The sequence below is a fragment of the Stenotrophomonas sp. GD03654 genome (genome assembly GCF_029845105.1).
Taxonomy (GTDB): domain Bacteria; phylum Pseudomonadota; class Gammaproteobacteria; order Xanthomonadales; family Xanthomonadaceae; genus Stenotrophomonas; species Stenotrophomonas africana.
Map to the genome: position 1 here is coordinate 98,669 of NZ_JAOCLC010000005.1, position 25,866 is coordinate 124,534.

Here is a 25,866-nt window from a genome sequence, read left to right on the forward strand (position 1 = left end):
ACGATGACAGGCCGAGGCTCGTCGACCTGGTTGACCGTTGGAAGGCGGTCGGCTAGCCGTTGTCCGGCCTGAAGTGTTTCCGTATCGATACCACCTCGACCGGAAGCGTCATTCTCATCTACGCCAGGACATGGCGGATCGAGCATCTGTCGATGGCGGATGCAGTGCCCTGAAGGACATTCCGTGCCCAGATTGCTCACTCCCGACGAGGTCTCCCTCATCCATAGGCTGCTGCCGGAGACGACCGAGCTGTCCGAACGGTTGTTGAAGGATCTGGCGCTCGCCCAGGTGGAGGACGTGGAGGTCGTCGGATTCGGGGGCGTGGTGTTCCTGTCCAGCACGACCCAACGCTTCGGAAGTGACATTGCCACGGCCATGCTCGCCGATGCCGACGGTGTGCCGGTGAGAGTCACCCTGTGCCTGGACAACCACGATCAGCTCTTCGAGCTGGAGCTGTGCAAGGTGGACTTCTCTCCGATCATCGGCGTCGATCTGAGAAGCGCTTTCAGCGAGCATTGACGCCTGTTGAAAGCGTTCCTCGCTGAAGGCCGTTGCGCCTGGCGTTCACCCTTCGGGCTGCAACCGCCCCACCGCCTGCGCGCACAACGACTGGCAGGCCATGACCAACCCTTCCATCACCCGGTCGCCCACGTACTGCCCGGGTTCGCCGTTCTGCCGGGTGCGTTCGGCCGCCAGCAGCATTTCCAGCACCACCCGCAACCCGGTCAACGCGCAATCGGCGTCGGCCAGGGCCAGGCAGCGCCCGGGCAGCTGATGCCGCTCCGGCCAGGGGTGACCGTCGGCCGCCGCACCGGAGCCGATGCGGTGGAGGTTGGCGATGAAGGTGTTCCTGTCCATGGCAGGCGCAGCCTGTGGCGAACCGTCGTCGCCGGCGGCGCTGCGGTAGGCGTGCAGATGCGGGAAGTCCGATTCGTTCATGGCGAGGCTCCGTGCAGGGCAATCGGTAGCCGCCACCCGAAAGGTGGCGGGCGGTACGTGGTTCGAATCCGGGTTGGCCTCAAGCCGGCGGGCGCGAACGCCCCCAACGCACCGCCCGCCATAGCCGGCAGACGGATTGCCAGCCGGCGCCACGCATGGTGACGCCGGCTGGCAAGCGCACTTACTCAAGGCCAACACGGGATTCGAAGCCCGGCCACCCTTTTCCGGTGGCACGCCATCTGAGCCCCTGGCGCTGTGCAATGCCAATCAGAAGAGTTGTAAACATCACTCGATTGGAGACGCTTTTGACATTGTCCTACGCTGTTAAGCCCCGCCAGTGCTGGCTGGCGTAGTGATCCGCCCGCAACGTGCAATCTGCGACATGTGTCCAGGTTGTCACGGCGAACGGGACGGGCGGGGCGGGCCTATCACGACAGGCGGCGCCAATTCAGGCTGCGTGCCTCCCGGGTTGACGCTTTCAACGCCCCAGCGCACTCTGCGGGCTGGGGTCGACAACCCGTTCAGGGGCAGGGCTGCAGGGTGGTACCAGGAGGCGGAACAGCCATGAGCCAACTCACCGACAGTTTCGGACGCAGCTTTCCGTACCTGCGCTTGTCGCTCACCGAAGCCTGCAACTTCCGGTGCAGCTACTGCCTGCCCGATGGGTACCAGGCCGACGGCCACCCGCGTTTCCTGCAGGTGGAGGAGATCGGCCGCCTGGTGCGGGCCTTTGCGGCGCTGGGGATGAGCAAGATCCGCCTGACCGGCGGCGAGCCCAGCCTGCGCAAGGACCTGGATGAGATCATCGCCACCGTGGCGGCGGTGCCGGGCATCCGCAAGGTGGCCATCACCACCAATGGCACGCTGCTGCCGCGGCGCCTGCCCGGCTGGCACCGGGCCGGGCTGACCGCGCTGAACGTGAGCATGGACAGCCTGCAACGCGAGCGTTTCCACACCATCACCGGGCACGACCGCCTGCCGGAGATCCAGCAGGGCCTGGCCCTGGCGCAGGCGCTGGGCCTGCCGGCGATCAAGCTCAACGCGGTGCTGCTGCGTGGCCTGAACGACGACGAGCTGCCGCAGTGGATGGACTACCTGCGTGACCGCCCCTTCAGCGTGCGCTTCATTGAACTGATGCGCACCGGCGACAACGAAGCCTATTTCCAGCGCCACCACCTGCGCGCCGACGTGGTGGTCGAGCAGCTGCTGGCCGCGGGCTGGCAAGAGCGTCCGCGCGCGGCCGATGCCGGTCCTGCACGCGAGTTCGGCCACCCCGGCCATCGCGGCAGCATCGGCATCATCGCGCCGTATTCGCGTGACTTCTGCAAGGGCTGCAACCGCCTGCGGGTGACCGCCAAGGGCGACCTGCGGCTGTGCCTGTTTGGCGAGTTCGGCGTACCGCTGCGCCCGCTGCTGCAGCGCGACGATGACCACGACGCGCTGCTGGCACGCATCACCACCCAGCTTGGCCTGAAAGCGGCCGGGCATGGATTGCACCAGGGCCAGACCGGGCTGACCCCGCACCTGGCCTCCATTGGAGGATGAGCAACACGATGAGTGGGGAATTGAACGCGGCCTTCCACATGGCCGATGTGCGCAATAAGCGCATCAGCCGCCGCCGTGCGGTGGCGGTGGGCGAGCTGCATGCCGGTCCGGCGGCCTATCCGCTGATTGTCGAGCGCCGCCTGCCCAAGGGCGATGCGCTGGTGATGGCCGAGATTGCCGGCCTGCAGGGCGCGAAGATGGCCTCGATGCTGATGCCGCTGTGCCACCCGCTGCCGCTGGAACTGGTGCAGGTGTTCTGCGCGCCGGTACCGGAACGGCAGGCGATCCGCGTGTGGTGCGAGTGCGCGAGCGAGGCGCGCACCGGCGTGGAGATGGAGGCACTGGCCGGCGTCAACGCGGCGCTGCTGACCCTGTACGACCTGAGCAAACCAGTGGAACCGGCCCTGCGCATCGAAGGCATCCGCCTGCTGTTCAAGGAAGGCGGCAAGCGCGGGGTCTGGCTGCACCCGGACGGCATGGACGAGGCCGAGCGCGCGCGTTTCAAGCCGCGTGCGCCGAAGGGCCTGCAGGGCGCGGCCTGCGCGGTGATCACCCTGAGCGATCGCGCCAGCGAGGGTACCTATGAAGATATCTCTGGCCCGACCCTGGTGGCCGGGCTGAAGAAGCTGGGGGGCGTGGTGGTAGCCGCAGAGGTACTGCCCGATGGCATTGAGCCGTTGGCGGGCCGCCTGCAGGCCTTGGCCGCCGAGGGCGTGCGCCTGTGCCTGTGTACCGGTGGTACCGGGCTGGGCCCGCGTGACCTGACCCCGGAAGCGCTGCGTTCCTTGAACGCGCGGCCGGTGCATGGCTTGGCGCAGATGGTGCGGGCCTTGAGCGCGCAGCACACGCCGATGGCCTGGCTGAGCCGCGCCGAGGTGGTGCAGCTGGGCAACATGCTGGTGTTTGCATTGCCGGGCAGCCCGAAGGCAGCGGCGCAGTGCCTCGATATTCTGGCGCCGGTGCTGGGCCACGCCCTGGCCATGGTCGATGGCGGTGGCCACTGATGATTGCCTACAGCGAGGCCTTGCAGCATCTGCTGGATGCGGCCACGCCGCTGCCGGCCGAACATCTGCCGCTGCATGAGGCTGGCGGCCGTACCTTGGCCAGCGACATCCACAGCGCGCAGTCGTTGCCGCCGTTCGACAATTCGGCGATGGACGGCTTCGCGCTGCGCGCCAACGGCGCAACGTTCGAAGCCGGTACCGAATTTGCCGTGCAGGGTTGGCAGGCGGCTGGCGATGCTGGCGCCGAAGGCGGCGAGGGTGCCTGGGAAATCATGACCGGTGCGCGCATGCCGGTTGGGCTGGATACGGTGGTGCCGGTCGAGAACGTGGAGATCCTCGCCAGCGAGGACGGCCGCCCGACCCGCATCGCCCTGAAGGCATCGGTGAAGCCGGGCCAGAACGTGCGCCTGCGCGGCGAAGACGTTAGCGACGGCGAGCGCGTGCTGCAGGCCGGGCAGGTGCTGGACATCAACGCGCGCACCTTGCTGCATGCGATCGGCGTGGCTCAGGTGGCGGTGATGGCACGGCCGAAGGCCGCGGTGATCGCCACCGGCAAGGAGCTGGTGACCGAAGCTGCGCAGACGCTGGAATCCGGGCAGATCCGTGACAGCAACCGGCCGTACCTGGTCGGCCGCCTGCAGGCCGCCGGTGCCGAGGTGGTCTGGCAGGGCACGGTGGGCGATGAGGTGGCCGCGTTCAACGCGGTACTGGATGCAGCGCTGGACGCGGGTGCGCAGCTGTTGATCAGCACCGGCGCGGTGTCGGCCGGCCGCTACGATTTCATTCCCGACGCGCTGCGCGGCCGGGGTGCGCGCATCGTGTTCCACAAGGTGGCGATCCGCCCCGGCAAGCCGTTGCTGTTCGCGGTGCTGCCCAATGGTGCGCTGTACTTCGGCCTGCCGGGCAACCCGGTGTCGGCTGCGGTGGGCCAGCGCTTCTTCGTGGAACCGGTGCTGCGCCGCCTGCTGGGGCTGGTACCTGAGCCGGTGCTGACGTTGCCGCTGCAGGCCGACGTGCGCACGCCGCCCGGCCTGCGCTTCCACGCGCGGGCGCGGGTGGAAGTGGACGCGCAGGGCCGCCTGAGTGCGCGCGTGCTGGCCGGGCAGGAGTCGTTCCGTTTGATGTCCATGCTGCAGGCCAACGCTTGGGTGGTGCTCGAAGGCGAGGGCGGCGTGGTCGCCGCCGGCACGCCGGTGCGTGTGCAGGGCTGGGGTCATCATGACCCGGTGCAGCTGGCAAGCCAGGAGTCATGATGAGACAGGTGAATCTGCAGTTGTTCGGCGCGTTTTCCGATCTGGATGCCAGCCGCGAAATCGCGGTGGAGGTGGCTGGCGGCACCGTGGCCGATCTGCGCCAGGCGCTGCGTGAGCTGCTGCCGGTGCGGTGGCCGGGTTTCCGTGCCGGCCTGCTGGATTACTCGGCATTCGCCGACCAGCAACAGGTGCTGCGCGACCACGACGCGCTGCCCGACGATGGCCGGGTGGCGATCCTGCCGCCGGTGAGCGGGGGCTGAGCGATGAGCGAGACGATCATTGCCAAGGTCGTGGACCGCGCGCAGGCGGCGATCGATCCGGCCGAAGGCATCGCGGCGGTCTCCGATCCCGGCTTCGGCGGCATCGATGTGTTCATCGGCAAGGTGCGTGACGTCAATGTGGGCCGGCGGGTGACCGGGATCACCTACGATCTGTTCGAACCGCTGGTGCTGAATGAGTTCAAGCGGTTGGCGGCCGAGGTCGAGTCGACGTTCGGTCCGAAGCTGAAGCTGTACGTGGCGCATGCCAAGGGCCGGTTGGGCATTGGTGATGTGGCGGTGGTGGTGGCCGCCGGCAGCCCGCACCGTGACGAGGCGTTCCGGGCCTGCCGGCAGTTGATCGAGGTGGTCAAGCACCAGTGCCCGATCTGGAAGCAGGAGCATTACGAAGACGGCGACAGCCAGTGGAGCGAAGGTTGCAGCCTGTGCCATGCGGACAGCGAAGCCTTGCACCCCCATGGCCACGGGCATTGACCACGCCCTTCGGGGGGCGCCGGTTCCAGTAGATCCACGCCATGCGTGGATGAGGCTTCCCCGATGAATCCGGTGGGCGCAGCCACGCATGGCGTGGCTCTACCATGAATGGAACCATCAACGGCATCGTGCTGGCCGGTGGCCTGTCCGCGCGCATGGGCCGCGACAAGGCACTGCTGCCCTGGCAGGGGCGCACATTGCTGGAACACATGCGCGGCCTGTTGAAGCAGGCGGGCGCGCGCGAGGTCTGGGTCAGCGGTGACTACCCGGCGTTTGGCGGGATCCCAGATCGGGTTGCGCGCTGTGGACCACTGGGCGGCCTCTATAGCGTGGCGATGCAGATGCCTGATGGCCCTGCCTGGGTAGTGCCGGTGGATACGCCACGGTTGAGCGCGGCACTGCTGCAGCGACTTCGCCTGGCGGAAGGCACTGCCTGCGCGGTGTTCGCCGATGAACCATTGCCGATGCGGTTGCAGATCGATGATCATTGCCGCCGCGTGCTGCAGGCCTTGATCGATGACCCGACGGCGCGCCGTTCACTGCGCGCCCTGCAGGAACGCCTGGGTGTGACACGGTTGCCGCTGGCGCCGGAGGATCAGGCGTTGCTGCTCAACTGCAATACCCCGTCGGAATGGGAGTCCATCACAGCATGAAGGTCCAGCTGCAACAGCAATCGATGCGCCTGCGCGTGGATGAAGAAGAACTGGCACGATTGCTGGCAGGTGAATCGGTGGAGAACCTGACGCGCTTTGGTGGCAGCGGTGGCTGGGGCGTGGCGCTGTCGCTGCATGCCGGCGACCAGGCCGTGCTGCTCGATGGCGGGACATTCTGCCGGTTGGTGCTGCCGCGCCAGGCCGTTGAGTCGCTGGCGGGGAGGCTGCCTTGCCGCGATGGCCTGGGCTTCGGTATCGCGTTGGACGACGACAGCATGCTGCAGCTGCAGTTCGACGTGGACGTGCGCGACAGCATGCGCCAGCGTGGCCCGCAGCGACGCTCTGAACCTGCGCCAGAGTAGGCGCATGGTGCGCAGGGTGGGGCGCCCCGCTGTCGTATGATGACGGCCTTCGTTCCTGCGTTGCTGCAATGCCCCTGAACCCCTCCGCTCCCTCTGCGTCCCGACCGGCTACGCCCAATCCGGCAGCGGCCGATGACGGTGACGCGCTGCATTTCTGCAGCACCTGCGCGTTCTCCGATGCCTGCATGTCGCAGGGCTACGACAAGACCGCGCTGGGCGAACTGCATGTGCTGGTCGACCACGTCGGCCCGTTCCAGGCCGGCGACTATCTTTTCCGTGCGGGCGATCCGTTCGATTCGATCGCAGCGGTCCGCGCGGGCATGGTCAAGACCTTTGTCGATGACAGCCAGGGCAACGAGCAGGTGCTGGGTTTCAGCCTGCCGGGCGAGGTGATCGGGCTCAATGCCATCCACGGCGCGCGCTTCCCGTGCAACGCCGTGGCGCTGGACACCGTCTACCTGTGCCGGATCTCGTTCCCGCGATTGAGCCTGCTGGCCAGCCGCATGCCGGGGCTGCAGGCGCGGCTGTTCAGCCTGCTCAGCGCCGAGATCGGCAAGGTGGCCACGCTGGCCGCCAACCATCGCACCGAGGAGCGCATGGCGGCGTTCCTGCTGGATCTTTCCGAGCGCTATGCCCGGCGGGGCTTCTCGGCGACCCGATTCAACCTGAGCATGGCCCGCACCGATATCGCCAACTACCTGCGGATGGCGCCGGAGACGGTGAGCCGCGTGCTGCGCCGTTTGAGCGAAGAGGGTGTGATTGCGGTGAACCAACGTGAGATGCTGTTACTGGACCCGGACCGGCTGGCGGAACTGGCCGTAGCCCGGGACGCCGGACTGGACTGATCAGGCAGAGGGCTGGGTATGAAGCGAGCGGCATTGTTGTTGCTGGGACTGCTGGCCACGGTGCCGGCCTGGGCGGCTGAGCTGACGGTGTCGGCGGCATCGAGCCTGACCGAGAGCATCCGCGAACTCGGCACTGCCTATGAGAAGGCGCACCCGGGAACCAGGGTCGATTTCAACTTCGCCGCGTCGGGCGTACTGCTGCAGCAGATCAGCCGCGGCGCGCCGGTGGATGTGTTCGCCTCGGCCGATGAAACCACGATGGACCAGGCCCAGCAGCAGAATCTGCTGGCTTCGGGTACCCGCGAGGTGTTCGCGGTGAACGCGCTGTGGGTGGTGGTGCCGCCGCAGGCCAAGGCCGCGCCGCGCACCTTGAAGGACCTGGCCGGTGCCGGTGTGCAGCGCGTTGCGCTGGGCAACCCGGACAGCGTGCCGGTCGGCCGCTATGCCAAGAGTGCGCTGGAAGCGGCAGGCCTGTGGCCGTCGGTGCAGGGCAAGACCATTACCACCCAGAACGTTCGCCAGTCGCTGGATTACGTGGCGCGCGGTGAAGTGGACGCCGGCTTCGTCTATGCCACCGATGCGCAGGCGATGCCCGACCGGGTGCGCCGCGCCTTTGCGGTGCCGGTGTCTGGGCGCATTGCCTATCCGCTGGCCGTGGTCAAGGCCAGCTCACAGCAGGCGGAAGCCAAGCGCTTCACCGCCTTCGTGCGTTCGGCACAGGGCCAGGCGATCCTGGCCAAACACGGGTTCGGCAAGCCCTGAGGCATGGATCTGGACTGGAGCGCATTGGGGTTGTCGCTGAAGGTGGCCGGCTGGGCCACCGCGATCAATCTGGTGCTGGGCGTGGCACTGGGCGCGCTGCTGGCGCGTCGGCGCTTTCCCGGCCGTGAGCTGCTGGATTCGCTTCTGACCCTGCCGATGGTGCTGCCACCGACGGTGCTGGGCTATTACCTGCTGGTGCTGATCGGCCGCAACGGCCCGATCGGCGCGTGGCTGCAGTCGTGGTTCGGTATCAACCTGGTGTTCACCTGGCAGGCGGCGGTGATCGCCGCGGCAGTGGCTTCGCTGCCGCTGGTGTTCAAGCCGGCGCGCGCGGCGTTCGAAGAAGTGGACGGGCAGTTGGAACAAGCCGCACGCACGCTCGGTGTGTCCGAAGCCGCGGTGTTCTTCCGCGTCACGCTGCCACTGGCCTGGCGTGGCATTCTTGCCGGTCTGTTGCTGGCGTTTGCACGCGCGATGGGCGAGTTCGGCGCGACGCTGATGGTGGCTGGCAGTATTCCTGGCCGCACGCAGACGCTGTCGATCGCCATCTACGAGGCGGTGCAGGCCGGTCAGGATGGCAAGGCCAACGCGCTGGTGATCCTGACCTCGGTGGTCTGCATCGTGATCCTGTTGCTGGCTGCGCGGCTGGTGGGCGGACCTCGCCGGGAGCTGCGAGATGTGGCTTGACCTGCAGGTGCAGCGTCGCCTGCTGGCAGCAGGCCAGGAATTCGTGCTGGATGTCGCGCTGCAGTGCACGCAGCGCCAGGTGGTGCTGTTCGGGCCCTCGGGCGCGGGCAAGAGCCTGACCCTGAAGGCGGTGGCCGGGCTGCTGCGGCCGGGGCAGGGGCATGTACGGCTGCAGGGGCAGACCCTGTTCGATGCGGCCACCGGCGTGGATCTGCCGCCGCAGCGCCGCCGGTTGGGCTATGTCTTTCAGGACTACGCGTTGTTCTCGCACCTGAGCGTGCGCCAGAACGTGGCGTTCGGGCTGGAGCGCGGCTGGTTCAATCCATTGCGCAGCCGACGCATCGATGCGGTGGAGCAGTGGTTGCACGCATTCCGCATCGACACGGTGGGCGATCTGCTGCCGTCGCAGGTATCGGGTGGCCAGCGCCAGCGAACTGCTCTCGCGCGAGCCCTGGTGACGCAGCCACAGGCGCTGCTGCTGGATGAGCCGTTCTCCGCTCTGGACCACGACCTGCGCCAGCACCTGCGCCAGGAGCTGGAAACGGTGCTGGACCGGACCGGCATCCCGTTGCTGTTGATCAGCCACGACCCGCAGGACGTGGCGATGTTCGGCCAGCAGGTGGCGCGCGTAGTGGATGGTCGCATCGTCGGCGGTTGAGCTGCGGTTGTAGAGCCGAGCCCATGCTCGGCTGCTGTTGGCGGTGTCGCGAAAAGCAGCCGAGCATGGGCTCGGCTCTACAGGATCAACAGATCAATACAACTCACAGTGCGTGCGACCTTCGCCCCGCAGCGCGTCCCAGTGCCCTTCGCCACCGATGGCATCGATGGCTTCGCGCACCGCGCTTTCCAGGTGGCGCTTGTTGCCGCACAAGTACAGATGCCCGCCGCGGGCCAGGACATCGCGCACTTCGCTGGCGCGCTGTTGCAGCACATGCTGCACATAGACCTTTTCCGCGCCGTCGCGCGAGAACGCAGTATGCAGGCTGGTCAGCACGCCACGCGTGTGCCAGTCCTGCAGCTGTTCCCTGTAGAGGTAGTCGTGCTTGCTGTGCTTCTCGCCGAATACCAGATGCACCTCGCGCTCGTGGGCGTTGGCCTGCAGTTCCTGCATCAGGCCCATCAGCGGTGCAATGCCGGTACCGGTGCCGACCAGCAGCAGCGGTGCCTCGCCGGTCTCGGGCAGGTGGAAGCCGGGGTTGGAGCGGCAGTACACACGGGCATGGTCGCCGCCATGCAGCAGGCTGCCGGTGGCAGTACCGAAGCGCTCGCGGCCGCGCAGGGTGTAGCGCACTTCGCGCACGCACAGGCTCAGCTGGTCGTCGCACGGGTGCGAGGCGATGGAATAGGCACGCGGCAGCCGCAGTGACAGCAGTTCACGCAGCCGGGCCAACGGCACGCTGTCCGGGGTGGCGTGGTCCTGTAGCACGTCCAGCAGGTCCAGGCCGTGCAGGTAGGCGTCCAGCTCGCGCTTCTGGCTGACCTTCAACAGGCCCTTCAGTGTCTCGCTGCCGCCGAGCCTGGCCAGTTCGCGCAGCACGCCCTTGCTCAGCAGGCGCAGCTCGCGGTCGTGCAGGGCGGCCACGGCGGCAGTGTCGCCGTACCAGCTCGCCACCGCGTGCAGCAGGGTTGGACCGTTCCCCGGCACCACGTGCAGGGTGTCGCCCGCGCGGAAGGCCATGCCGCTGCCGGCAATGTCCAACTGCAGGTGCCACGCCGCCGGGTCGCTGCTGTTCAAGCGGCGGCGTTCGAGAATAGGCGCGGCAAAGGCATTGTCTTCGCCATAAGCGGTGACCTGCAGGTGCAGGTCCTGGCCAGCGTTGAGGTCGCCATCCAGCACCTGGCCCAGCACCGGCTGCCATTGCTGGAAGAACTGCTCGTAGCCCAGGTCGGCATCCACGCGGTGCAGCAGTGGCTGCGCCTGGCGCTCGCGCAGGGCGGCATCCAGCGCCTTGGTAAAGCCGCAGAAGCTCGGGTAGCCGGTGTCACCAAGGCCGAACACCGCATAGCGCAGACCGCTCAGCGTTGGGGTCTGGCGTAGCGTTTCGAAGAACTGCTCGCCGTTGGCTGGCGGCTCGCCATCGCCGAACGAGCTGGAGATCGCCAGCAGCACATCGCCGTGGCCGAGACTGGCCACGTCGATGTCGTTGAACGGAAGCACCTGCGGCGCGTGCGGCTGCAGGTCCACGCCCAGACGCTGGGCCAGGGCGCGGGCATTGCCCGACTCGGACGCGAAACCCACCAGCAGGCGGCTGAAGGGCGTACTGGTCGGGATGGCGTTCACGCGGCCTCGTAGAAGTCGTCGAACCTTTCCTTGCTGAACTCGACCAGGTCGTAGTTCTGCATCAGGTCGTTCACCACGCGGCGGATGCTGATGTACGAAGTGATGTTGCCATCGGCGTCGAACAGCGGCTGCACGGTCGTGTCGACCACGTAAAGCACGCCGCCTTTTCCAAGGTTGGGCACGATGCCGGTCCAGGTCTTGCCGGCCTTGATGGTGTCCCACATGTCCTTGTAGACGGCCTTGGGAACATCCGGATGGCGCACGATGCTGTGCGGCTGGCCGATCAGCTCCTCGCGGGCGAAGCCGGTGAGCGTGCAGAACAGGTCGTTGGCGTAGGTGATGTTGCCCTGCAGGTCGGTGGTGGAAATCACCATGACGTTCTGCATGGCGTTCAGCAGCTGGGCGTTGTCGGGGGTGTAGCTCATCGCAGGGTCCTTGTGGATGCCGGCCGCGCCGGCGTGTTCGGGTGCTGCATAGGAATACGCCCGCGCGGCGGCGGGCGGTTTGACATTGGTCAAGCGCGTGGCGCGAAGGCCTGCGACCGGGTGTCGCAGGGAGAATCTCCGTAGCGCCGAGTCCATGCTCGGCTCACGCGGCAAACGGGATTGCCAGCAGCCGAGCGTGGGCTCGGCTCTACATGAGAGGCACGGGCGGGAGGCGGGTGGACGTCATGTGTACTGAGCTCATGACGTGTTGTCACAAAGAAATCGCCATGGCTTCACGGTTGATTGATCGCATGCAGGGCTATTGTCGTCCTGAGCCTCTCGCTGACGTCCCCCACGTCCTGCGTCGACTTCCTCCCCACCATCAGCGCCCATCAGGGCGCCGCTGGCGTCCGTCTGCCTGAAATACCCGAGAGACCCTCCCATGGCCAGCGCTGTCCAGTCCGCTTCATCTGTTGCGACCTCTTCCGGTTCGCTCGTGCCGATCGGCACCCGCCGTGGCCACTCGCAACCACTGCAGCTGCCTGAACTGGTACAGCGCGTGTTGTTCGTCGCCACCGAGATGGCCGACTTCATCAAGGCCGGAGGCCTGGGCGACGTGGCCGCAGCCCTGCCGCGTGCGGTACGCGGCGCCTGTGATTCGCGCGTGCTGCTGCCCGGCTACCCGGAGGTACTGCAGCGCCTGCCACAGCTGCAGCGGGTGGGGCAGGTCAGCTCGCGGGCCGGCTTGCCAGCGTGCACGATCGGCATGGCGGTGCAGGCAGACGGTCTTCCGATCTATGTGCTGCTCTCGCCTGAGCTGTACGAGCGTGAAGGATCGCCCTACGTCGACGGGCAGGGCCAGGAGTGGAAGGACAACGCGGTTCGCTTCGCCACGCTCTCACACGCGGCCGCGGAGATCGCGGCCGGGCGTGCCGGGCTGGACTGGTCGCCGCAGCTGCTGCACCTGAACGACTGGCCCGTGGCGCTGGCTGCGGCATACGTGCGCTGGGACCGGACAGCCGTGCCGACCCTGCTGACGATCCACAACCTGGCTTACCAGGGGCTGTTTCCGTACGCGCTTGCCCCTGCGCTGGGCATACCGGCCGAACACCTGGATGAGCTTCACTTCCACGGGCAGATGTCGTTCCTGCAGGGCGGGATCACCAATGCCACGCGCCTGAACACGGTCAGCCTGCGCTACGCGCAGCAGATCACTGCCCCGGACGATGGTTGCGGGTTGCACGACCTGTTGGCGCGCCGAGCGGCTGGTGGCCACCTCAGCGGCATCGTCAACGGCATCGACGCCAGCTGGGACCCGCGTCGTGACATCCACCTCAAGGCCCACTTCGGCATTGGTGAGTGGACCGGTCGTGCCACCAATGCGCACGCGGTGCGCAGTGCATTCGGCCTGGCGCCCTCCGCTGGCCCGCTGTTCGCGGTGGTCTCCCGCCTGGTGCACCAGAAGGGCCTGGACATCACCTGCGACGTGGCGCCACAGATCGTGGCGGCCGGCGGCCAGCTGGTCATCATCGGAGGCGGCGAGCCGCAGGTGGAAGCGCAGGTGCAGGCGCTGGCCCGGCGCTACCCGGGTCGCGTGGGCGCATTCATCGGCTTCGAAGAGGCGCTGGCCCGCCAGATGTTTGCCGGCGCCGACTTCCTGCTGATGCCTTCGCGTTTCGAACCCTGCGGGCTGAGCCAGATGTACGCGCAGCGCTTTGGCTGCCTGCCCATCGCGCACGCGACCGGCGGCTTGGTGGATACCGTCGAGGATGGCGTGACCGGATTCCTGTTCCACGGCGCCAATGCTGATGGCCTGCGCCGTTGCGTGGAACGGGCGATGCGCACCTTCCGCCTGCCGGGCCTGCTGCAGGCCATGCGCCGCGCCGCCATGCTCCGGCCAGGTGGCTGGGATGCGGCGGGGCGTGCGTATCTGGCGCTGTACCAGCAGACTTGCCAGGTGGCCGCATGAGCCACGACAGCCTGCATCCGGCCAGCCTTGACGACCAAGCCATGGTGGGCGCCGGACTGGACGAGCGCGCGGCGCCGGCATTGGAAGACCTTGTCCATGCACGACCTGCCGATGCATTTGCCTGGCTCGGGCCGCATCAACAACCGGATGGCCAGCGACAGCTGCGCGTACTGGTTCCCCACGCGCATCGCGTGGAAGTGATTGCGGGCCCGGAGCGGCGCTGGGGTCTGCAGCCGGGCCCTTTGCCCGGGCTGTTCGAGGGGCCGGCTGGCGAAGCGCCTGTGCCGCTGCTCGCCCTGCATTTCGAGCAGGGTGTGGAGCAGGTGCACGATGTCTATTCCTTCGGCCCGCTGCTGGACGAGGCGCTTCTGCAGCGCTTTCATGCCGGTGATGCTGATGCAGCGCGGCAGCTGGGTGCGGTGCCGACGCAGGTGCAGGGCATTGCGGGCGTGCGCTTCGCGGTGTGGGCGCCCAATGCCCTGCGGGTCGCCGTGGTTGGCGATTTCAATGGGTGGGACGGCCGACGCCATCCGATGCGGCTGCGTCACACCGCCGGCGTGTGGGAGCTGTTCCTGCCGGGCGTGCAGGCCGGTGCCCGTTACAAATTCCGCATCGTCGGCGCCGACGGCCGGGTGATGCCCGATAAGTTCGATCCGATGGCGCGCTGGGCCGAGCTGCCACCGGCGACAGCATCGCGGGTGCCTTCGGCTGTGCCGATGCAGTGGCACGATGACGCATGGCTGGCGGCCCGCCGCCAGGCCGGAACCCGCGCACCGCTGTCGATCTACGAAGTGCATGCGGGCTCCTGGCAGCGCAGCGACGAGGGTGCGCCGCTGGACTGGGATGCCCTGGCCGAGCGGTTGATTCCGTACGTGGCCGGGCTTGGCTTCACCCATATCGAGCTGTTGCCGGTGAGCGAACATCCCTTCGGCGGTTCCTGGGGCTATCAGCCGCTGGGGATCTACGCGCCGACGGCACGCCATGGCACCCCGCAGGCCTTCGCACGCTTCGTGGACCGCTGTCACCAGGCCGGCGTGGGAGTGATCGTGGACTGGGTGAGCGCGCACTTCCCCAACGATGCGCATGGCCTGGCCGGGTTCGATGGCACCGCGCTGTACGAGCATGCCGATCCGCGCGAAGGGGTGCACGCCGACTGGGACACGTTGATCTACAACTATGGCCGCAACGAAGTGGCCGCCTACCTGATCGGCAGCGCATTGGAGTGGGTGGAGCGCTTCCACATCGACGGTCTGCGCGTGGATGCAGTGGCCTCGATGCTGTACCGGGATTACAGCCGTGCCGAGGGGGAGTGGATACCCAACGAGCAGGGCGGACGCGAGAACCTGCAGGCGGTCGCGTTCCTGCGGCGGATGAACCAGGCGCTGCGCGAGCGCTTTCCGGACGTGCTGGTGATCGCCGAGGAATCCACCGCATGGCCGGGGGTGACCGCGCCGGTGGAGGAGGGTGGGCTTGGCTTCACCCACAAATGGAACATGGGCTGGATGCACGACACCCTGCAGTACCTGGGGCGCGACCCGGTCCATCGCCCGCATCACCACAGCGAGATCAGCTTCGGCCTGGTCTACGCCTTCTCCGAACGGTTCGTGCTGCCGCTGTCCCACGACGAGGTGGTGCACGGCAAGGGGGCGCTGCTGGCCAAGATGGCCGGCGAGCCGGCGCAGCGGCTGGCCCAGCTGCGCGCGTATTACGGCTTCATGTGGGCGCACCCGGGCAGCAAACTGCTGTTCATGGGCGGCGAGTTCGGCCAGGGCCATGAGTGGTCGCACGATGCGGCACTGGACTGGGCACAGGCGGCCAGCGGTGAGGGCCGGGGTCTGTCGCGTCTGGTGGGCGACCTCAATGCCGTGCTGCGCGCCGAACCCGCGCTGTATCGTGACGAGCGCGACGAACGCGGTTTCGCCTGGAGCGTGGCGGACGACAACCGCAACAGCGTCTATGCCTTCATCCGCCGGGATCCTGCCGGCAGCGGCCGCACCCTGCTGGTGGTGAGCAACTTCACCCCGGTGCAGCGCGACGGGTACCGGGTAGGCGTGCCGCAACCGGGGCGTTGGACCGAACGTCTGAACACCGACAGCGGGTATTACGGTGGCGACAATGTGGGAAACCTCGGCGCGGTGCTTACCGAGCCGAGTGCGATGCATGGTCACGCCCAGTCGCTGCGGCTGACCCTGCCGCCGCTGTCTACGCTGTACCTGCAGGTTGATGCATGACGACAGTGGCCCCGCGCCTGGGCGCATGGTCGGTGGCCGGCGAAGAGGTGGAGTTCCGCGTGTGGGCGCCGGACGTGGATACGGTGGCGCTGTGCCTGCAGGGCGCCCAGCGGCCGATGCAGCGCGACCGGGATGGCTGCCACTGGCTGCGAACGCCAGCATCGCATGGTGACCGCTACCGGTTCCTCCTTCCCTCCGGCCAGGACGTACCCGACCCGGCCTCGCGCTGGCAGCCGGACGGCATCGATGGCGACAGCGCGGTGGTGCTGGGCACGGATGGAGCACGGCCCACGTGGCAGGGGCATGCCTGGCAGGACCTGGTGATCTGTGAAGTGCATATCGAAGCGGGCGGCGGCTTCGCGGCGTTGACCGCGCAGCTGCCGATGCTGGCGGCCCTGGGCATCACCGCCATTGAACTGATGCCGGTCGCGCAGTTCCCCGGCCAGCGCAACTGGGGCTACGACGGCGTGTTTCCCTATGCGCCGGCGCATGCCTACGGCGGGCCGGCAGCCTTGAAGGCCTTTGTCGACGCCGCGCATGAGGCCGGGCTTTCCGTGCTGCTGGATGTGGTCTACAACCACTTCGGGCCGCAGGGGAACCGTCTGCGCGACTACGCACGGGGGTTCTTCCGTGACGACCGCACCACCCCTTGGGGCGAGGCCATCGACTTCCGCCAGCCATGGGTGCGGCGGTTCTTCGTCGACAATGCGTTGATGTGGTTGCGCGATTACGGCTTCGATGGCCTGCGCCTGGATGCGGTGCATGCCATTGACGACGACCGGTTCCTGCAGCAGCTGGCCGATGAGGTACGCGCGACGGTGCCGCAGGCGCACCTGGTGTTGGAGAACGAACGCAACCAGGCGCGGTGGCTGCGCGGCGCCTATCAGGGGCAGTGGAACGACGACTTCCACAACGCGCTGCATGTGATGCTGACCGGCGAGCAGGAAGGCTATTACGCGGCCTATGCCGGGCGCGCCGAAGCACTGCTGGCGCGCTGCCTGGCCGAAGGATTCGCCTGGCAGGGCGAACCGGATCTGCATGGCCATCCCCGCGGCGAACCGAGCGCCGACCTGTCGCCCGCGCGTTTCGTGGTGTTCGCGCAGAACCATGACCAGGTGGGCAACCGTGCCTTCGGCGAGCGCCTGTCGATGCTGGTCGATCCCGCGCCGCTGCGCGCGGCACTGGCCCTGACCCTGCTGACGCCGATGATCCCGCTGCTGTTCATGGGTGAACCGTGGCAGGCGCAATCGCCATTCCTGTTCTTCACCGACTACGCGCCGCCGCTGGACGAGGCGGTGCGCGAAGGGCGTCGCCACGAATTCGCGGGTTTCAGCGCCTTTGCCGATGTCGCCTCGCGCGCGTGCATTCCCGACCCGAACGACCCGGCGACCCTGCAGGCCTCGTACACGCTGCCACCCGGCGATGATCCCTGGTCGCAGCACTGGCTGCGCTGCACGGGTGAGTTCCTCGGCCTGCGCAGGCGCTATCTGCAGCGTGGCCTGCTGCAGGCGCGGTCGCTGGGTGCACGCGTGCTGGGCGAGGGCGCGGTGCAGGCGGGCTGGCAGCTGCCGTCAGGCCAGTGGTGGATTGCGATCAATGTGGGGCCATCGCCAGTGGCGCACGCGATGCCGGCCGGCGAGTGCGTTGTGGGGCCGGACGCGGCCGGGGTGCTGCCGGCAGGCGGCGGTGTGCTTGCCTGCTGGATCGCCGCATGAATACGGATGCGACGGTGCGGGACGCGGCACGCCGTGCGGGCCTTCTGGTTCGCTGGACCGACGTGGCTGGTGCCGAGCGCGAGGTTGCGCCGGACGTCCTGCGCGCCGTGCTGGCGGAGTTCGCGTGCGACGGTGCGCCTGTGGACCACCCGTTGCTCACCGCCTGCTGTGGTCAGCTCCTGGCCCTGCCTGCGGCAACGGGAGCGGCGTGCTGGGTGGATGAGCAGGGCACAGAGTTGCCTGCACGTGCGGATGCGCAAGGGCGCTGGCGCGTGCCGGATCAACCAGGCTATTGGCAGTGGCGCCAGGGCGGTCAGCAACAGGCGGTTGCGGTAGCACCGCAGCGTGCCTGGTGGCCGCAGGGCATGCTGCGCGGCTGGGGCCTGTCGGCGCAGGTCTACAGCCTGCGCGCGCCCGGTGATGCCGGCATCGGTGACAGCGCCGGCTGTGCGCGATGGAGCGAGCTGCTGCACCGTCACGGGGGCGATGCACTGGCATTGAGTCCGCTGCACGCCGGCCTGCCACCGGGCCCGGGCTACAGTCCTTACTCGCCCAGCGACCGGCGCTGGCTCGATCCGCTGCAGGTGTCGCTGCCGCAGGTATTGCCGGAGGCTGCCAGCAGCGTGTTGCGCGAGGACGAAGCACTGGCGACGGCCGTCGAAGCGGGTACCGCAGCACGCCGCATCGACTGGCCGAACTCGGCGGCAGTGAAGTGGCGCTGGCTGCGGCAGGTACACCAATGGCTTCGGCTGCAGGTGCCAGCGCAGTACGCGCAGATCGAAAGCTGGCGTGCCGCGCAGGGCGATCCGCTGCGGAACTATTGCCAGCATGCCGCCGACCGGTTCACCGGCGGCGCGGACGACCATGCGTTTGCGCAGTGGCTGGCACAGCAGGGCTGGGCACAGGTGCAGGATGCGCTACGCAACGATGGCGCGTCGATCGGACTGATCGCGGATCTGGCGGTGGGCTGCGCGCCGCAGGGCGTCGAAGCCCGGACCGGCGGCGACCATCTGCTGCAGGACCTTGAACTGGGCGCGCCGCCGGACGCATTCAATCCGCTGGGCCAGGCCTGGGGTATCACCAGCTGGTCACCTTCTGCGCTGCAGCGCGAGGGGTTTGAACCGTTCATCCGCGTGCTGCGCGCCGTGATGGCTGGCCGTGGCGGGCTGCGCATCGATCACGTCCTCGGCCTGCAGCGGCTGTGGGTACTTCCCCGCGGCGCAGGCGCCGGGCAGGGCGTATACCTGCGCTACCCGTTCGATGATCTGATCAACCTGCTGGTTCTGGAATCGTGGCGCCATCGCTGTGTGCTGATCGGTGAGGACCTTGGCGTGGTTCCTCCGGGTATCCGCCAGCGACTGGCCGCCCGTGGCGTGCTGGGGCTTGAGGTGCTCCCGTTCGCCCGCAACGGCGAGCGCTTCCTGCCGGCGCCACGTTGGCGCCGCGATGCGGTGGCCATGCCCTCCACCCATGATCTGCCACCGCTGGCCGGCTGGCTGCGCGGGCGCGACCTGCGCTGGCGTGCACGCCTGGGTGAGCTGACGGAGCTCCCCGCGGCGCTGCACGCGCGTGCCAGTGAAGTGCAGGCGCTGTCCGCAGTCGCCCGGGGCGAGGGCGCGACGCTGGAAGCACGTGCGCTGTCACTGGTGGCGCACGCACCTTCACGGTTGGCGTTGCTGCCGCTGGAAGATGCGCTGGGCAGCCGCGCGCAGGTGAACCTGCCCGGTACCGTCAACGGCCACCCCAACTGGCGCCGTCGGTTGCCGCTGGCGTGGGACAAGGACGCGGCCGACGCGCGTATTGCCCGATTCAGCGCCACGCGGCGGAAGGTGAGGCGATGACCGGGTTGCGTGCCACTGCCCGCCTGCAGTTGCAGGCAGGCTTCAACTTCGAGGCTGCCTCGGCGCAGCTTCCGTACTACGCCGCGCTGGGCGTCAGTCACCTCTACCTGTCACCGATCGCTGCTGCGATGCCGGGGTCCACGCATGGCTACGATGGCATTGATCCGGCCAGCATCAATCCGGACCTGGGCGGCGAAGCGGGCTTCCTGCAGCTGGCGACAAGGGCGCGCTCGCATGGCATGGGCCTGATCCTGGACATCGTACCCAACCACCTGGCGGCGTCCCCGCATACGCCGTGGTGGAGCGATGTGCTGCTGCACGGGCGTCGAAGCCCCCACGCAGGGTGGTTCGACATCGAATGGGAGGCGCCGGACTGCGAGGGTCGGCTCTGGCTGCCCGTATTGGACCGGCCATTGCACGACGCCGTGCGCGATGGGGTGGTGCACGTGGTGGTGGACAACGCGCGGCCCGTGCTGCGCCACCGTGGGCTGGCATTGCCCTTGTCGCCGCGCAGCCATCCGCTGGCACCCGCGCAGTGGCCAGCCTGGGCCGAGCGCTGCAACCGCAGCGTGGAGCGGTTGCACGCGCTGCTGCAGCGGCAGCATTACCGGCTGGCCTGGTGGCGCACGGCGGGTGACCGGGTGAACTACCGGCGCTTCTTCGACATCAACGAGCTGGCCGCGTTGCGGGTGGAGCGCGACGATGTGTTCGAGGCGGTGCATGCACTGCCCCTGCGGCTGGTACGCGAGGGCTGGGTGGACGGCCTGCGCATTGACCACGTGGATGGCCTGTCGTCACCCGGTGCCTATCTGCAACGCCTGCGGGCGTCGCTCGACGCGGCCTGCGCGGCCGGCGGTCGTGACGCACAGGCAGTGAGCGTGCATGTGGAGAAGATACTGGCGGAGGACGAACAGCTGCCCGATGGCTGGGCCTGCGACGGCACGACCGGCTATGACTTCATGGACCAGGTCGGCGCATGGCTGCATGATCCGGCGGCTGCCCCCGTGCTCTCCCGCGCCTGGCAAGCGGCGAGTGGCGACGCGCGCAGCTTTGACGACCTGCAGCAGGATGCCCGCGGCATGCTGCTGCGCACGTCGCTTCACGCCGACTTCCAGCGACTGCTGCGCAGCGCGCAGCAGGTGCTGCAGCCCCGGCTGGCCGAAGCCGATATCGGAGCCGCTGCGCTGGCCCGTGCATTGGCTGCGCTGCTGCGGCACTACCGTACCTACCGCCCCTATTCGCTGCAGGGTGCGGGTGAACGAAAGGCGCTGGTGGACGCCGCCGCGTCGGCACGCGAGGCACTGGACGGTGCGGCACGTGTGGCGCTGGATCTGCTGCTGCGGGCACTTCCGGGCGACGCGCTGGCCGATAGCGCGCTGCGCGTGCGCTTCGGTCAACTGGCCGCGCCGTTGAATGCCAAGTCGGTGGAAGATACCGGGTTCTATCGCTATTTCAGGCTGCTGTCGCGCAACGAAGTCGGAAGTGATCCGCAGCGGTTGGGCATGGAGGGACGAGAGCTGCTGGAACACGCAGTGGGACGCCTGCAGCGCCATCCGCGGGCATTGCTTGCGCTGGCGACCCACGATCACAAGCGCGGGGCCGACAGTCGCGCGCGGCTGGCGGTGCTCAGCACCTGCACGACGGACTGGCGTGCCGCGGTACAGCGCTGGGGCCGGATGACGGCCAAGGCCGGGATGCCGATGCCGTTGCCGGGCGCGGAGGCATATGCGCTGTGGCAGGCGCTCGTTGCGGCGTGGCCGATGCACGGCGCCCCGGGCGCTGACTTCGCATCGAGGATGGAGCAGTGGCTGATCAAGGCGTTGCGTGAGGGCAAACGGGTCAGCAGCTGGTCCGATCCGAACGTGGCGGTGGAGGAGGCCGCCGCGCAGTGGCTGCACGCGCTTCTGGATGCAGCACCATTGCAGCCGGTGCGGCAGGCGCTGGCGACCTTCGTGGCGCGCATCGCGCCGGCAGGCGCCTGCAACGGATTGGCACAGCTGTGCCTGCAGCACTGCCTGCCCGGTGTGCCCGACCTCTACCAGGGCGGCGAGGGCTGGGACCTGAGCTTGGTGGACCCGGACAATCGGCATGCCGTGGATTACCCGGCGCGGCAGGCGTGGCTGCGCGACGCGCGCACGTGGCCCACGCTGCTGGAAGACTGGCGGGACGGTGGTATCAAGGCATTTCTGCTCCGGCAGTTGCTGGATTGCCGCCGCAGGCACCCGCAGCTGTTCCTGCGCGGCCAACTGCAGTCACTGTCCCTGCCTGCGCGCTCGCCCTGGCTGGCGTTCACGCGCAGGCATGAGGCGCAGGTGCTGCTGGTGATCATGCGGCGTGGTTCGCCCACCGCCATGCGCGGTCCCGGCCTGCACACGGCGCACGACGTCGGTACCGGCGTGACGCTGCGCGGGCTGCCAGCAGGCCCCATGCGCAACCTGCTGGACGGGCGCATCGAGCATTTCAACGCGACCGCGGATGTGGGCAGGCTTCTGGCTGACAGCCCGCTGGCGATATGGATCAACGAGGAGACAGGTAGGGATGGACAGCAGGGAACGACGGCAGCGGATTGAGGCACTGGCCCACCAGATCTGGGAAGCAGAAGGGCGCCCGGATGACCAGCAGCAGCGGCACTGGCACATGGCCGAGCGGCTGGTGGAAGCCGAGATTGCTGCGGCGCGCGGCGAGGAGGGAAGCGATGGCCAGCCGTAAATGGGCACAGACCTCGCGCGTGCGCGAAGGGCGGCCCTTCCCGCTGGGTGCAACCTGGGACGGGCTGGGCGTGAACTTTGCGCTGTACTCGCGCCATGCCACCCGGGTGGAGCTCTGCCTGTTCGACGCGCGCAACCGGGAAGTCGAGCGGATTGCCCTGCCTGAGTACACCAACGAAATCTGGCACGGCTACCTGCCCGACGTGCGGCCCGGGCAGCGCTACGGCTACCGGGTGCATGGCCCGTATGCGCCGGAGGAGGGCCATCGCTTCAATCCCAACAAGTTGTTGTTGGATCCCTACGCCAAGCAGATCGTTGGCGAGCTGAAATGGGCGCCACACCTGTTCGGCTACACCCTCGGTCATCGCGATGGCGACCTCAGCTTCGACCGTCGCGACAGCGCCAGCTACATGCCCCGTTGCGCCGTGATCGATCCCGCCTTCAGCTGGGGCGCCGAGCGTGCGCCTGCCACGCCTTGGGACCGCACCGTGATCTACGAGGCGCACGTGCGCGGGTTGACCATGCAACACCCCGGTGTTCCGCAGGCCGAGCGTGGCACATTCTCCGCGCTGCGCCATGATGCGCTGGTCGACCATCTCAGCGGCCTGGGCGTGACCGCCATCGAGCTGCTGCCGGTACATGCCTATGTGGATGACCAGCAGCTGCTCGAGCGTGGCCTGCGCAACTACTGGGGGTACAACACCATTGGCTTTTTCGCGCCGCAACCGCGCTATCTGTCGCTGGATACGGTGGCCGAGTTCAAGCAGATGGTCGCGCGGCTGCACAATGCTGGGATCGAGGTCATCCTGGACGTGGTCTACAACCACACCGCCGAGGGCAACGAGCTGGGCCCTACGCTGTCGTTCAAGGGCATCGACAACGCCAGCTACTACCGTTTGGCCGATGATCGCCGCTATTACATCAACGATACGGGTACCGGCAATACGTTCGACCTGACCAATGCCGGCGCGCTGCGCATGGTGATGGACTCGCTGCGCTACTGGGTGACCGAGATGCGGGTGGATGGGTTCCGTTTCGACTTGGCCACCATCCTCGGCCGCGAGCGGCATGGCTTCGACGCCTCGGGCAGCTTCCTTGATGCGGTACGCCAGGATCCTATCCTGAGCCAGGTGAAGCTGATTGCCGAGCCATGGGACATCGGTCCGGGCGGCTATCAACTCGGGCAGTTCCCGCCGGGCTGGGCGGAATGGAATGACCGCTTCCGTGATACGGTGCGCGCGCTGTGGCGCGGCGATGGCGGCCAGCTGCCGGAATTCGCCACGCGTTTCACCGGCTCGGCCGACCTGTTCGAACACCATGGCAGGCGACCCTCGGCCAGCATCAACCTGGTGACGGCGCACGATGGGTTCACGCTGCACGATCTGGTCAGCTACAACGATCGCCACAACGAGGCCAACGGCGAAGACAACCGTGATGGCCACTCGCACAACCTCTCCAGCAACCAGGGTGTGGAGGGCGACACCGATGATCCGGCGATGCTCTCCGTTCGCGCGCGGCAGATGCGCAACCTGCTGGCCACGCTGCTGCTGGCGCAGGGGACGCCGATGTTGCTGGCCGGCGACGAGTTCGGCCATTCGCAGCAGGGCAACAACAACGCCTACTGCCAGGACAACCCGCTGAGCTGGATCGATTGGGAGCGTGCTGCTGGGCCCGCCGCGCAGGCCCAGGTCGCCTTCGTGCGCCGCGCGCTGTCACTGCGCCGGCGTTATGGCCTGTTGCGCAGGAACCGGTTCCTGCGCGGTGAATACGATGAAGCACTGGGCCTGCGCGATATCGACTGGCGGCATCCCGATGGCCGCACGATGGAGGAGGCGGACTGGCATGATCCTGCGCTGCGGGCACTGCTGATTGTGCTGGACGGTCGAAGTCCCGACAGCGGCCTGCGCGAGCCTGGGCGGCATGTCAGCCTTGCACTGCTGCTCAACGCCGGGGACCAGCCGCAGCGGTTCCAGGTGTCGGATGAGGCGCTGTCGTTCCGGCGCGTACTGCTGCAGACCGACGAAACGCCAGTGGAGCCAGATGAGGAAGGCGCCTGGACGCTGCCGCCGCGCAGCCTGTGCCTGCTGGCGGCGAGCAGCGGCGCGTGATTGCACTGCTGCGCCACTACGGTTCGCCGGGCGTTGCCCGGCGTACCGGTAGCTACCCCATCAGATAGCGCAACACACCCGCCGAGACCACGCCGATCAGCACGGTCGGCAGCATCGACAGCCGCGTGGCGGCCAGCAGGGTGATGGCCAGCGCGGCCAGGTCGGCCGGCTTGTCGGCGACGAAGTCCGGGGCGATCACCGAGATCAGCACGCAGCCCGGCGCGGCCTCCATCACCGTCACTGCGCGTTTGCTCAACGTGCGGTTGCGCAGCGCGAGGAAGCCGACGATGCGGGTCAGGTAGGTGGCGGCGGCCATCAGCACGATGGTCAGCACCGAGGTCCAGTGGATCAGTTCATTGAAGATCATGCTGCGTCCTCCGCCAGCAGCCAGGCGGCCGCCAGGCCGGCCAATGCGCCGGTGGCTACGTACCAGGCACCCGGAATCAGCAGGTAGGTGGAGGCGGCCACGATCAGGCTGACCAGCCACGGCCGCGCCGCCTTCATGCCCTGCCACATGCCGCGCAGCAGCACCAGGAACACGGCGGGGAAGGCCATGTCGAAACCGTAGGCGTGGATGTCGCCCAGCATCGGCCCGACGATCGCGCCCAGCGCGGTACAGGCCACCCAGACCGTGTACAGGCCTGCCGACACGCCAAGGTAGTAGGCCAGGCTGAAGCCGAGCGCACGGCGGCGCGCATCGGCCACGCCCATCGCCCAGCTTTCGTCGCACATGAAGAACAGCGCCGGCAGCACCCGGCGGCGTGGCAGGTGCTGCAGCAGCGGGGCCAAGCTGGCGCCCATCAGCAGGTGGCGGCTGTTGACCAGCGCGGTGATCGCCACGATCAGGGCGATGTGTGGCGGCGAGGTCCACAGTTCGACGGCGGCGAACTCCGAGCCGCCAGCGAAGTTGAGGCCGGTCATCAGCGGCACTTCCAGTGCGCTCAGGCCTTTCTGGGCCGCCTGCGCGCCGAGCACCAGGGCGAAAGGAATGAAGCCGATCATCACCGGCACGGCGGCGCGCAGGCCGCGCAGGAATTCGGCACGCGGCGCGGTGTCGCAGGCGTCGGGCAGGGGGAGGGTGGTACGGGCGTCCATGGAGCGGCACAACGAGATGGGGGTGGCCCATGCTAGCGGTCCGATCGCGAAATCGGGTTGCGTTGATGCTACTGGATTCTGGATGATTGATATTTAATGCGGTCAGAAGTGACAAGGGCGAAATCCCATGCAGTATCAGCTCGACAACCTCGATCGGCGCATCCTCGACGCCCTGCAGCGCGATGGCCGCCTGCAGAACCTGGAGCTGGCCCGTCTGGTCGGGCTGTCACCGTCGGCCTGCCTGCGCCGGGTGCGGTTGCTGGAGGAGGGCGGCTACATCGACCGCTATGTGGCCTTGTTGAACGAGGCCAAGGTGGGCCGTGGCTTCACGGTGTTCGTGCGGGTCTGGCTGCGCGGGCAGGACGAGGACACCACCAACCACTTCATCAACAGCATCAAGTCTTTCCCGGAAGTGCTTGAATGCCATCTGATGGCCGGTGACTGCGATTTCCTGCTGCGGGTGGCGGTGGCTGACCTTGATGCCTACCGGCAGTTCCAGATGCAGCACCTGAACCGGATCGCCGGGGTGCAGAACACCAAGACCGAGATTCCGATGCAGCGGATCAAGCAGACGACCCAGCTGCCGCTTTGAGGGATGGGGGGGGGCGGCCGGGTTGCACCCGGCACCCGCGGGTAGTGCCGGCCGCTGGCCGGCAACCTCTGGAGCAACAGCAACAGCAACAGCAACAGC

25 protein-coding genes are annotated in these 25,866 nt (G+C 67.9%); 20 read left to right on the forward strand and 5 right to left on the reverse strand.

Translation table 11 applies throughout. From position 1 onward, the window contains the following. Positions 1-183 precede the first annotated feature (183 nt). On the forward strand, positions 184-519 hold the full coding sequence (locus tag N5J73_RS03620; protein ID WP_049426758.1) for a hypothetical protein: 336 nt from the start codon (positions 184-186) through the stop codon (positions 517-519). A gap of 45 nt (positions 520-564) precedes the next feature. On the opposite strand, the gene N5J73_RS03625 is transcribed toward N5J73_RS03620, so the two are convergent. Further along, positions 565-939: a hypothetical protein gene (locus N5J73_RS03625; RefSeq protein WP_049426757.1), complete on the reverse strand. Its 375-nt coding sequence runs from the start codon at positions 937-939 to the stop codon at positions 565-567. 564 nt (positions 940-1,503) lie between these two features. Here N5J73_RS03625 and moaA point away from each other — a divergent pair. The 11 genes from moaA to N5J73_RS03680 all read left to right on the forward strand — a co-directional run bounded on the left by moaA (position 1,504) and on the right by N5J73_RS03680 (position 9,460). After that, positions 1,504-2,484 (forward strand): GTP 3',8-cyclase MoaA, encoded by a 981-nt coding sequence (gene moaA, locus N5J73_RS03630; protein ID WP_049447655.1) that lies wholly within the window; start codon positions 1,504-1,506, stop codon positions 2,482-2,484. Positions 2,485-2,492: 8 nt separating this feature from the next. Then, the gene (moaCB, locus tag N5J73_RS03635; RefSeq protein WP_049447654.1) at positions 2,493-3,488 is read left to right on the forward strand and encodes a bifunctional molybdenum cofactor biosynthesis protein MoaC/MoaB; all 996 of its coding nucleotides are present in this window, start codon (positions 2,493-2,495) and stop codon (positions 3,486-3,488) included. After that, positions 3,488-4,741 (forward strand): gephyrin-like molybdotransferase Glp, encoded by a 1,254-nt coding sequence (glp, locus tag N5J73_RS03640; protein WP_049447653.1) that lies wholly within the window; start codon positions 3,488-3,490, stop codon positions 4,739-4,741. The genes moaCB and glp overlap by 1 nt, the downstream gene beginning before the upstream one ends. After that, positions 4,741-5,001: a MoaD/ThiS family protein gene (locus tag N5J73_RS03645; protein WP_049447652.1), complete on the forward strand. Its 261-nt coding sequence runs from the start codon at positions 4,741-4,743 to the stop codon at positions 4,999-5,001. Before glp ends, N5J73_RS03645 begins: the two co-directional genes overlap by 1 nt. A 3-nt stretch (positions 5,002-5,004) precedes the next feature. After that, positions 5,005-5,493: a molybdenum cofactor biosynthesis protein MoaE gene (locus tag N5J73_RS03650; protein ID WP_049447651.1), complete on the forward strand. Its 489-nt coding sequence runs from the start codon at positions 5,005-5,007 to the stop codon at positions 5,491-5,493. 104 nt (positions 5,494-5,597) lie between these two features. Beyond that, positions 5,598-6,146 (forward strand): molybdenum cofactor guanylyltransferase, encoded by a 549-nt coding sequence (locus N5J73_RS03655; protein ID WP_049447650.1) that lies wholly within the window; start codon positions 5,598-5,600, stop codon positions 6,144-6,146. After that, positions 6,143-6,508 (forward strand): hypothetical protein, encoded by a 366-nt coding sequence (locus N5J73_RS03660; RefSeq protein ID WP_005413668.1) that lies wholly within the window; start codon positions 6,143-6,145, stop codon positions 6,506-6,508. The genes N5J73_RS03655 and N5J73_RS03660 overlap by 4 nt, the downstream gene beginning before the upstream one ends. A 68-nt stretch (positions 6,509-6,576) precedes the next feature. Continuing rightward, positions 6,577-7,353: a helix-turn-helix domain-containing protein gene (locus N5J73_RS03665; RefSeq protein WP_049447649.1), complete on the forward strand. Its 777-nt coding sequence runs from the start codon at positions 6,577-6,579 to the stop codon at positions 7,351-7,353. A gap of 18 nt (positions 7,354-7,371) precedes the next feature. Continuing rightward, positions 7,372-8,115, forward strand: coding sequence for a molybdate ABC transporter substrate-binding protein (gene modA, locus N5J73_RS03670; RefSeq protein WP_049447648.1), 744 nt, complete (start codon positions 7,372-7,374; stop codon positions 8,113-8,115). Between the two features lie 3 nt (positions 8,116-8,118). After that, positions 8,119-8,802 (forward strand): molybdate ABC transporter permease subunit, encoded by a 684-nt coding sequence (gene modB, locus N5J73_RS03675; RefSeq protein ID WP_049447647.1) that lies wholly within the window; start codon positions 8,119-8,121, stop codon positions 8,800-8,802. Next, a complete protein-coding gene (locus tag N5J73_RS03680; protein ID WP_049447646.1) occupies positions 8,792-9,460 on the forward strand; it encodes an ATP-binding cassette domain-containing protein in 669 nt (222 codons plus the stop codon). Before modB ends, N5J73_RS03680 begins: the two co-directional genes overlap by 11 nt. 93 nt (positions 9,461-9,553) lie before the next feature. Here N5J73_RS03680 and N5J73_RS03685 read toward each other — a convergent pair whose 3' ends face one another. Together N5J73_RS03685 and N5J73_RS03690 are read right to left on the reverse strand one after the other, a co-directional pair. Beyond that, a complete protein-coding gene (locus N5J73_RS03685) occupies positions 9,554-11,083 on the reverse strand; it encodes a sulfite reductase flavoprotein subunit alpha (RefSeq protein ID WP_049447645.1) in 1,530 nt (509 codons plus the stop codon). Further along, complete coding sequence (locus N5J73_RS03690) at positions 11,080-11,508, reverse strand: PAS domain-containing protein (RefSeq protein WP_049447644.1); 429 nt, start codon at positions 11,506-11,508, stop codon at positions 11,080-11,082. Before N5J73_RS03690 ends, N5J73_RS03685 begins: the two co-directional genes overlap by 4 nt. Before the next feature lie 442 nt (positions 11,509-11,950). On the opposite strand from N5J73_RS03690, the gene glgA reads away from it, so the two are divergent. From glgA to glgX, 7 genes are read left to right on the forward strand one after another with little or no spacing between them, the layout of a single operon-like run. Next, positions 11,951-13,477, forward strand: coding sequence for a glycogen synthase GlgA (gene glgA / locus N5J73_RS03695; RefSeq protein ID WP_080354898.1), 1,527 nt, complete (start codon positions 11,951-11,953; stop codon positions 13,475-13,477). Beyond that, entirely contained in the window at positions 13,474-15,708 is a 2,235-nt protein-coding gene (locus N5J73_RS03700; RefSeq protein ID WP_049447641.1) for a 1,4-alpha-glucan branching enzyme, read from the forward strand. The genes glgA and N5J73_RS03700 overlap by 4 nt, the downstream gene beginning before the upstream one ends. Next, complete coding sequence (treZ, locus tag N5J73_RS03705) at positions 15,705-17,423, forward strand: malto-oligosyltrehalose trehalohydrolase (protein ID WP_049447640.1); 1,719 nt, start codon at positions 15,705-15,707, stop codon at positions 17,421-17,423. Before N5J73_RS03700 ends, treZ begins: the two co-directional genes overlap by 4 nt. Continuing rightward, positions 17,420-19,264 (forward strand): 4-alpha-glucanotransferase, encoded by a 1,845-nt coding sequence (locus tag N5J73_RS03710; protein ID WP_049447638.1) that lies wholly within the window; start codon positions 17,420-17,422, stop codon positions 19,262-19,264. The genes treZ and N5J73_RS03710 overlap by 4 nt, the downstream gene beginning before the upstream one ends. Continuing rightward, on the forward strand, positions 19,261-21,834 hold the full coding sequence (gene treY / locus N5J73_RS03715) for a malto-oligosyltrehalose synthase (RefSeq protein WP_049447637.1): 2,574 nt from the start codon (positions 19,261-19,263) through the stop codon (positions 21,832-21,834). Before N5J73_RS03710 ends, treY begins: the two co-directional genes overlap by 4 nt. Further along, positions 21,803-21,973 carry a DUF2934 domain-containing protein gene (locus tag N5J73_RS03720; RefSeq protein WP_080354897.1) on the forward strand — a complete coding sequence of 57 codons (171 nt, stop codon included), beginning with the start codon at positions 21,803-21,805 and terminating at the stop codon, positions 21,971-21,973. The genes treY and N5J73_RS03720 overlap by 32 nt, the downstream gene beginning before the upstream one ends. Further along, the gene (gene glgX, locus N5J73_RS03725; protein WP_049447636.1) at positions 21,960-24,080 is read left to right on the forward strand and encodes a glycogen debranching protein GlgX; all 2,121 of its coding nucleotides are present in this window, start codon (positions 21,960-21,962) and stop codon (positions 24,078-24,080) included. The genes N5J73_RS03720 and glgX overlap by 14 nt, the downstream gene beginning before the upstream one ends. Positions 24,081-24,132: 52 nt before the next feature. Here the strand turns inward: glgX and N5J73_RS03730 are convergent, their stop codons facing one another. Together N5J73_RS03730 and N5J73_RS03735 are read right to left on the reverse strand one after the other, a co-directional pair. Next, the gene (locus tag N5J73_RS03730) at positions 24,133-24,447 is read right to left on the reverse strand and encodes an AzlD family protein (RefSeq protein ID WP_049447635.1); all 315 of its coding nucleotides are present in this window, start codon (positions 24,445-24,447) and stop codon (positions 24,133-24,135) included. Beyond that, complete coding sequence (locus N5J73_RS03735; protein ID WP_049447634.1) at positions 24,444-25,175, reverse strand: AzlC family ABC transporter permease; 732 nt, start codon at positions 25,173-25,175, stop codon at positions 24,444-24,446. Before N5J73_RS03735 ends, N5J73_RS03730 begins: the two co-directional genes overlap by 4 nt. A gap of 127 nt (positions 25,176-25,302) precedes the next feature. Here N5J73_RS03735 and N5J73_RS03740 point away from each other — a divergent pair, with 127 nt between their 5' ends. Next, positions 25,303-25,767: an Lrp/AsnC family transcriptional regulator gene (locus N5J73_RS03740; RefSeq protein ID WP_005413654.1), complete on the forward strand. Its 465-nt coding sequence runs from the start codon at positions 25,303-25,305 to the stop codon at positions 25,765-25,767. Positions 25,768-25,866 lie beyond the last annotated feature (99 nt).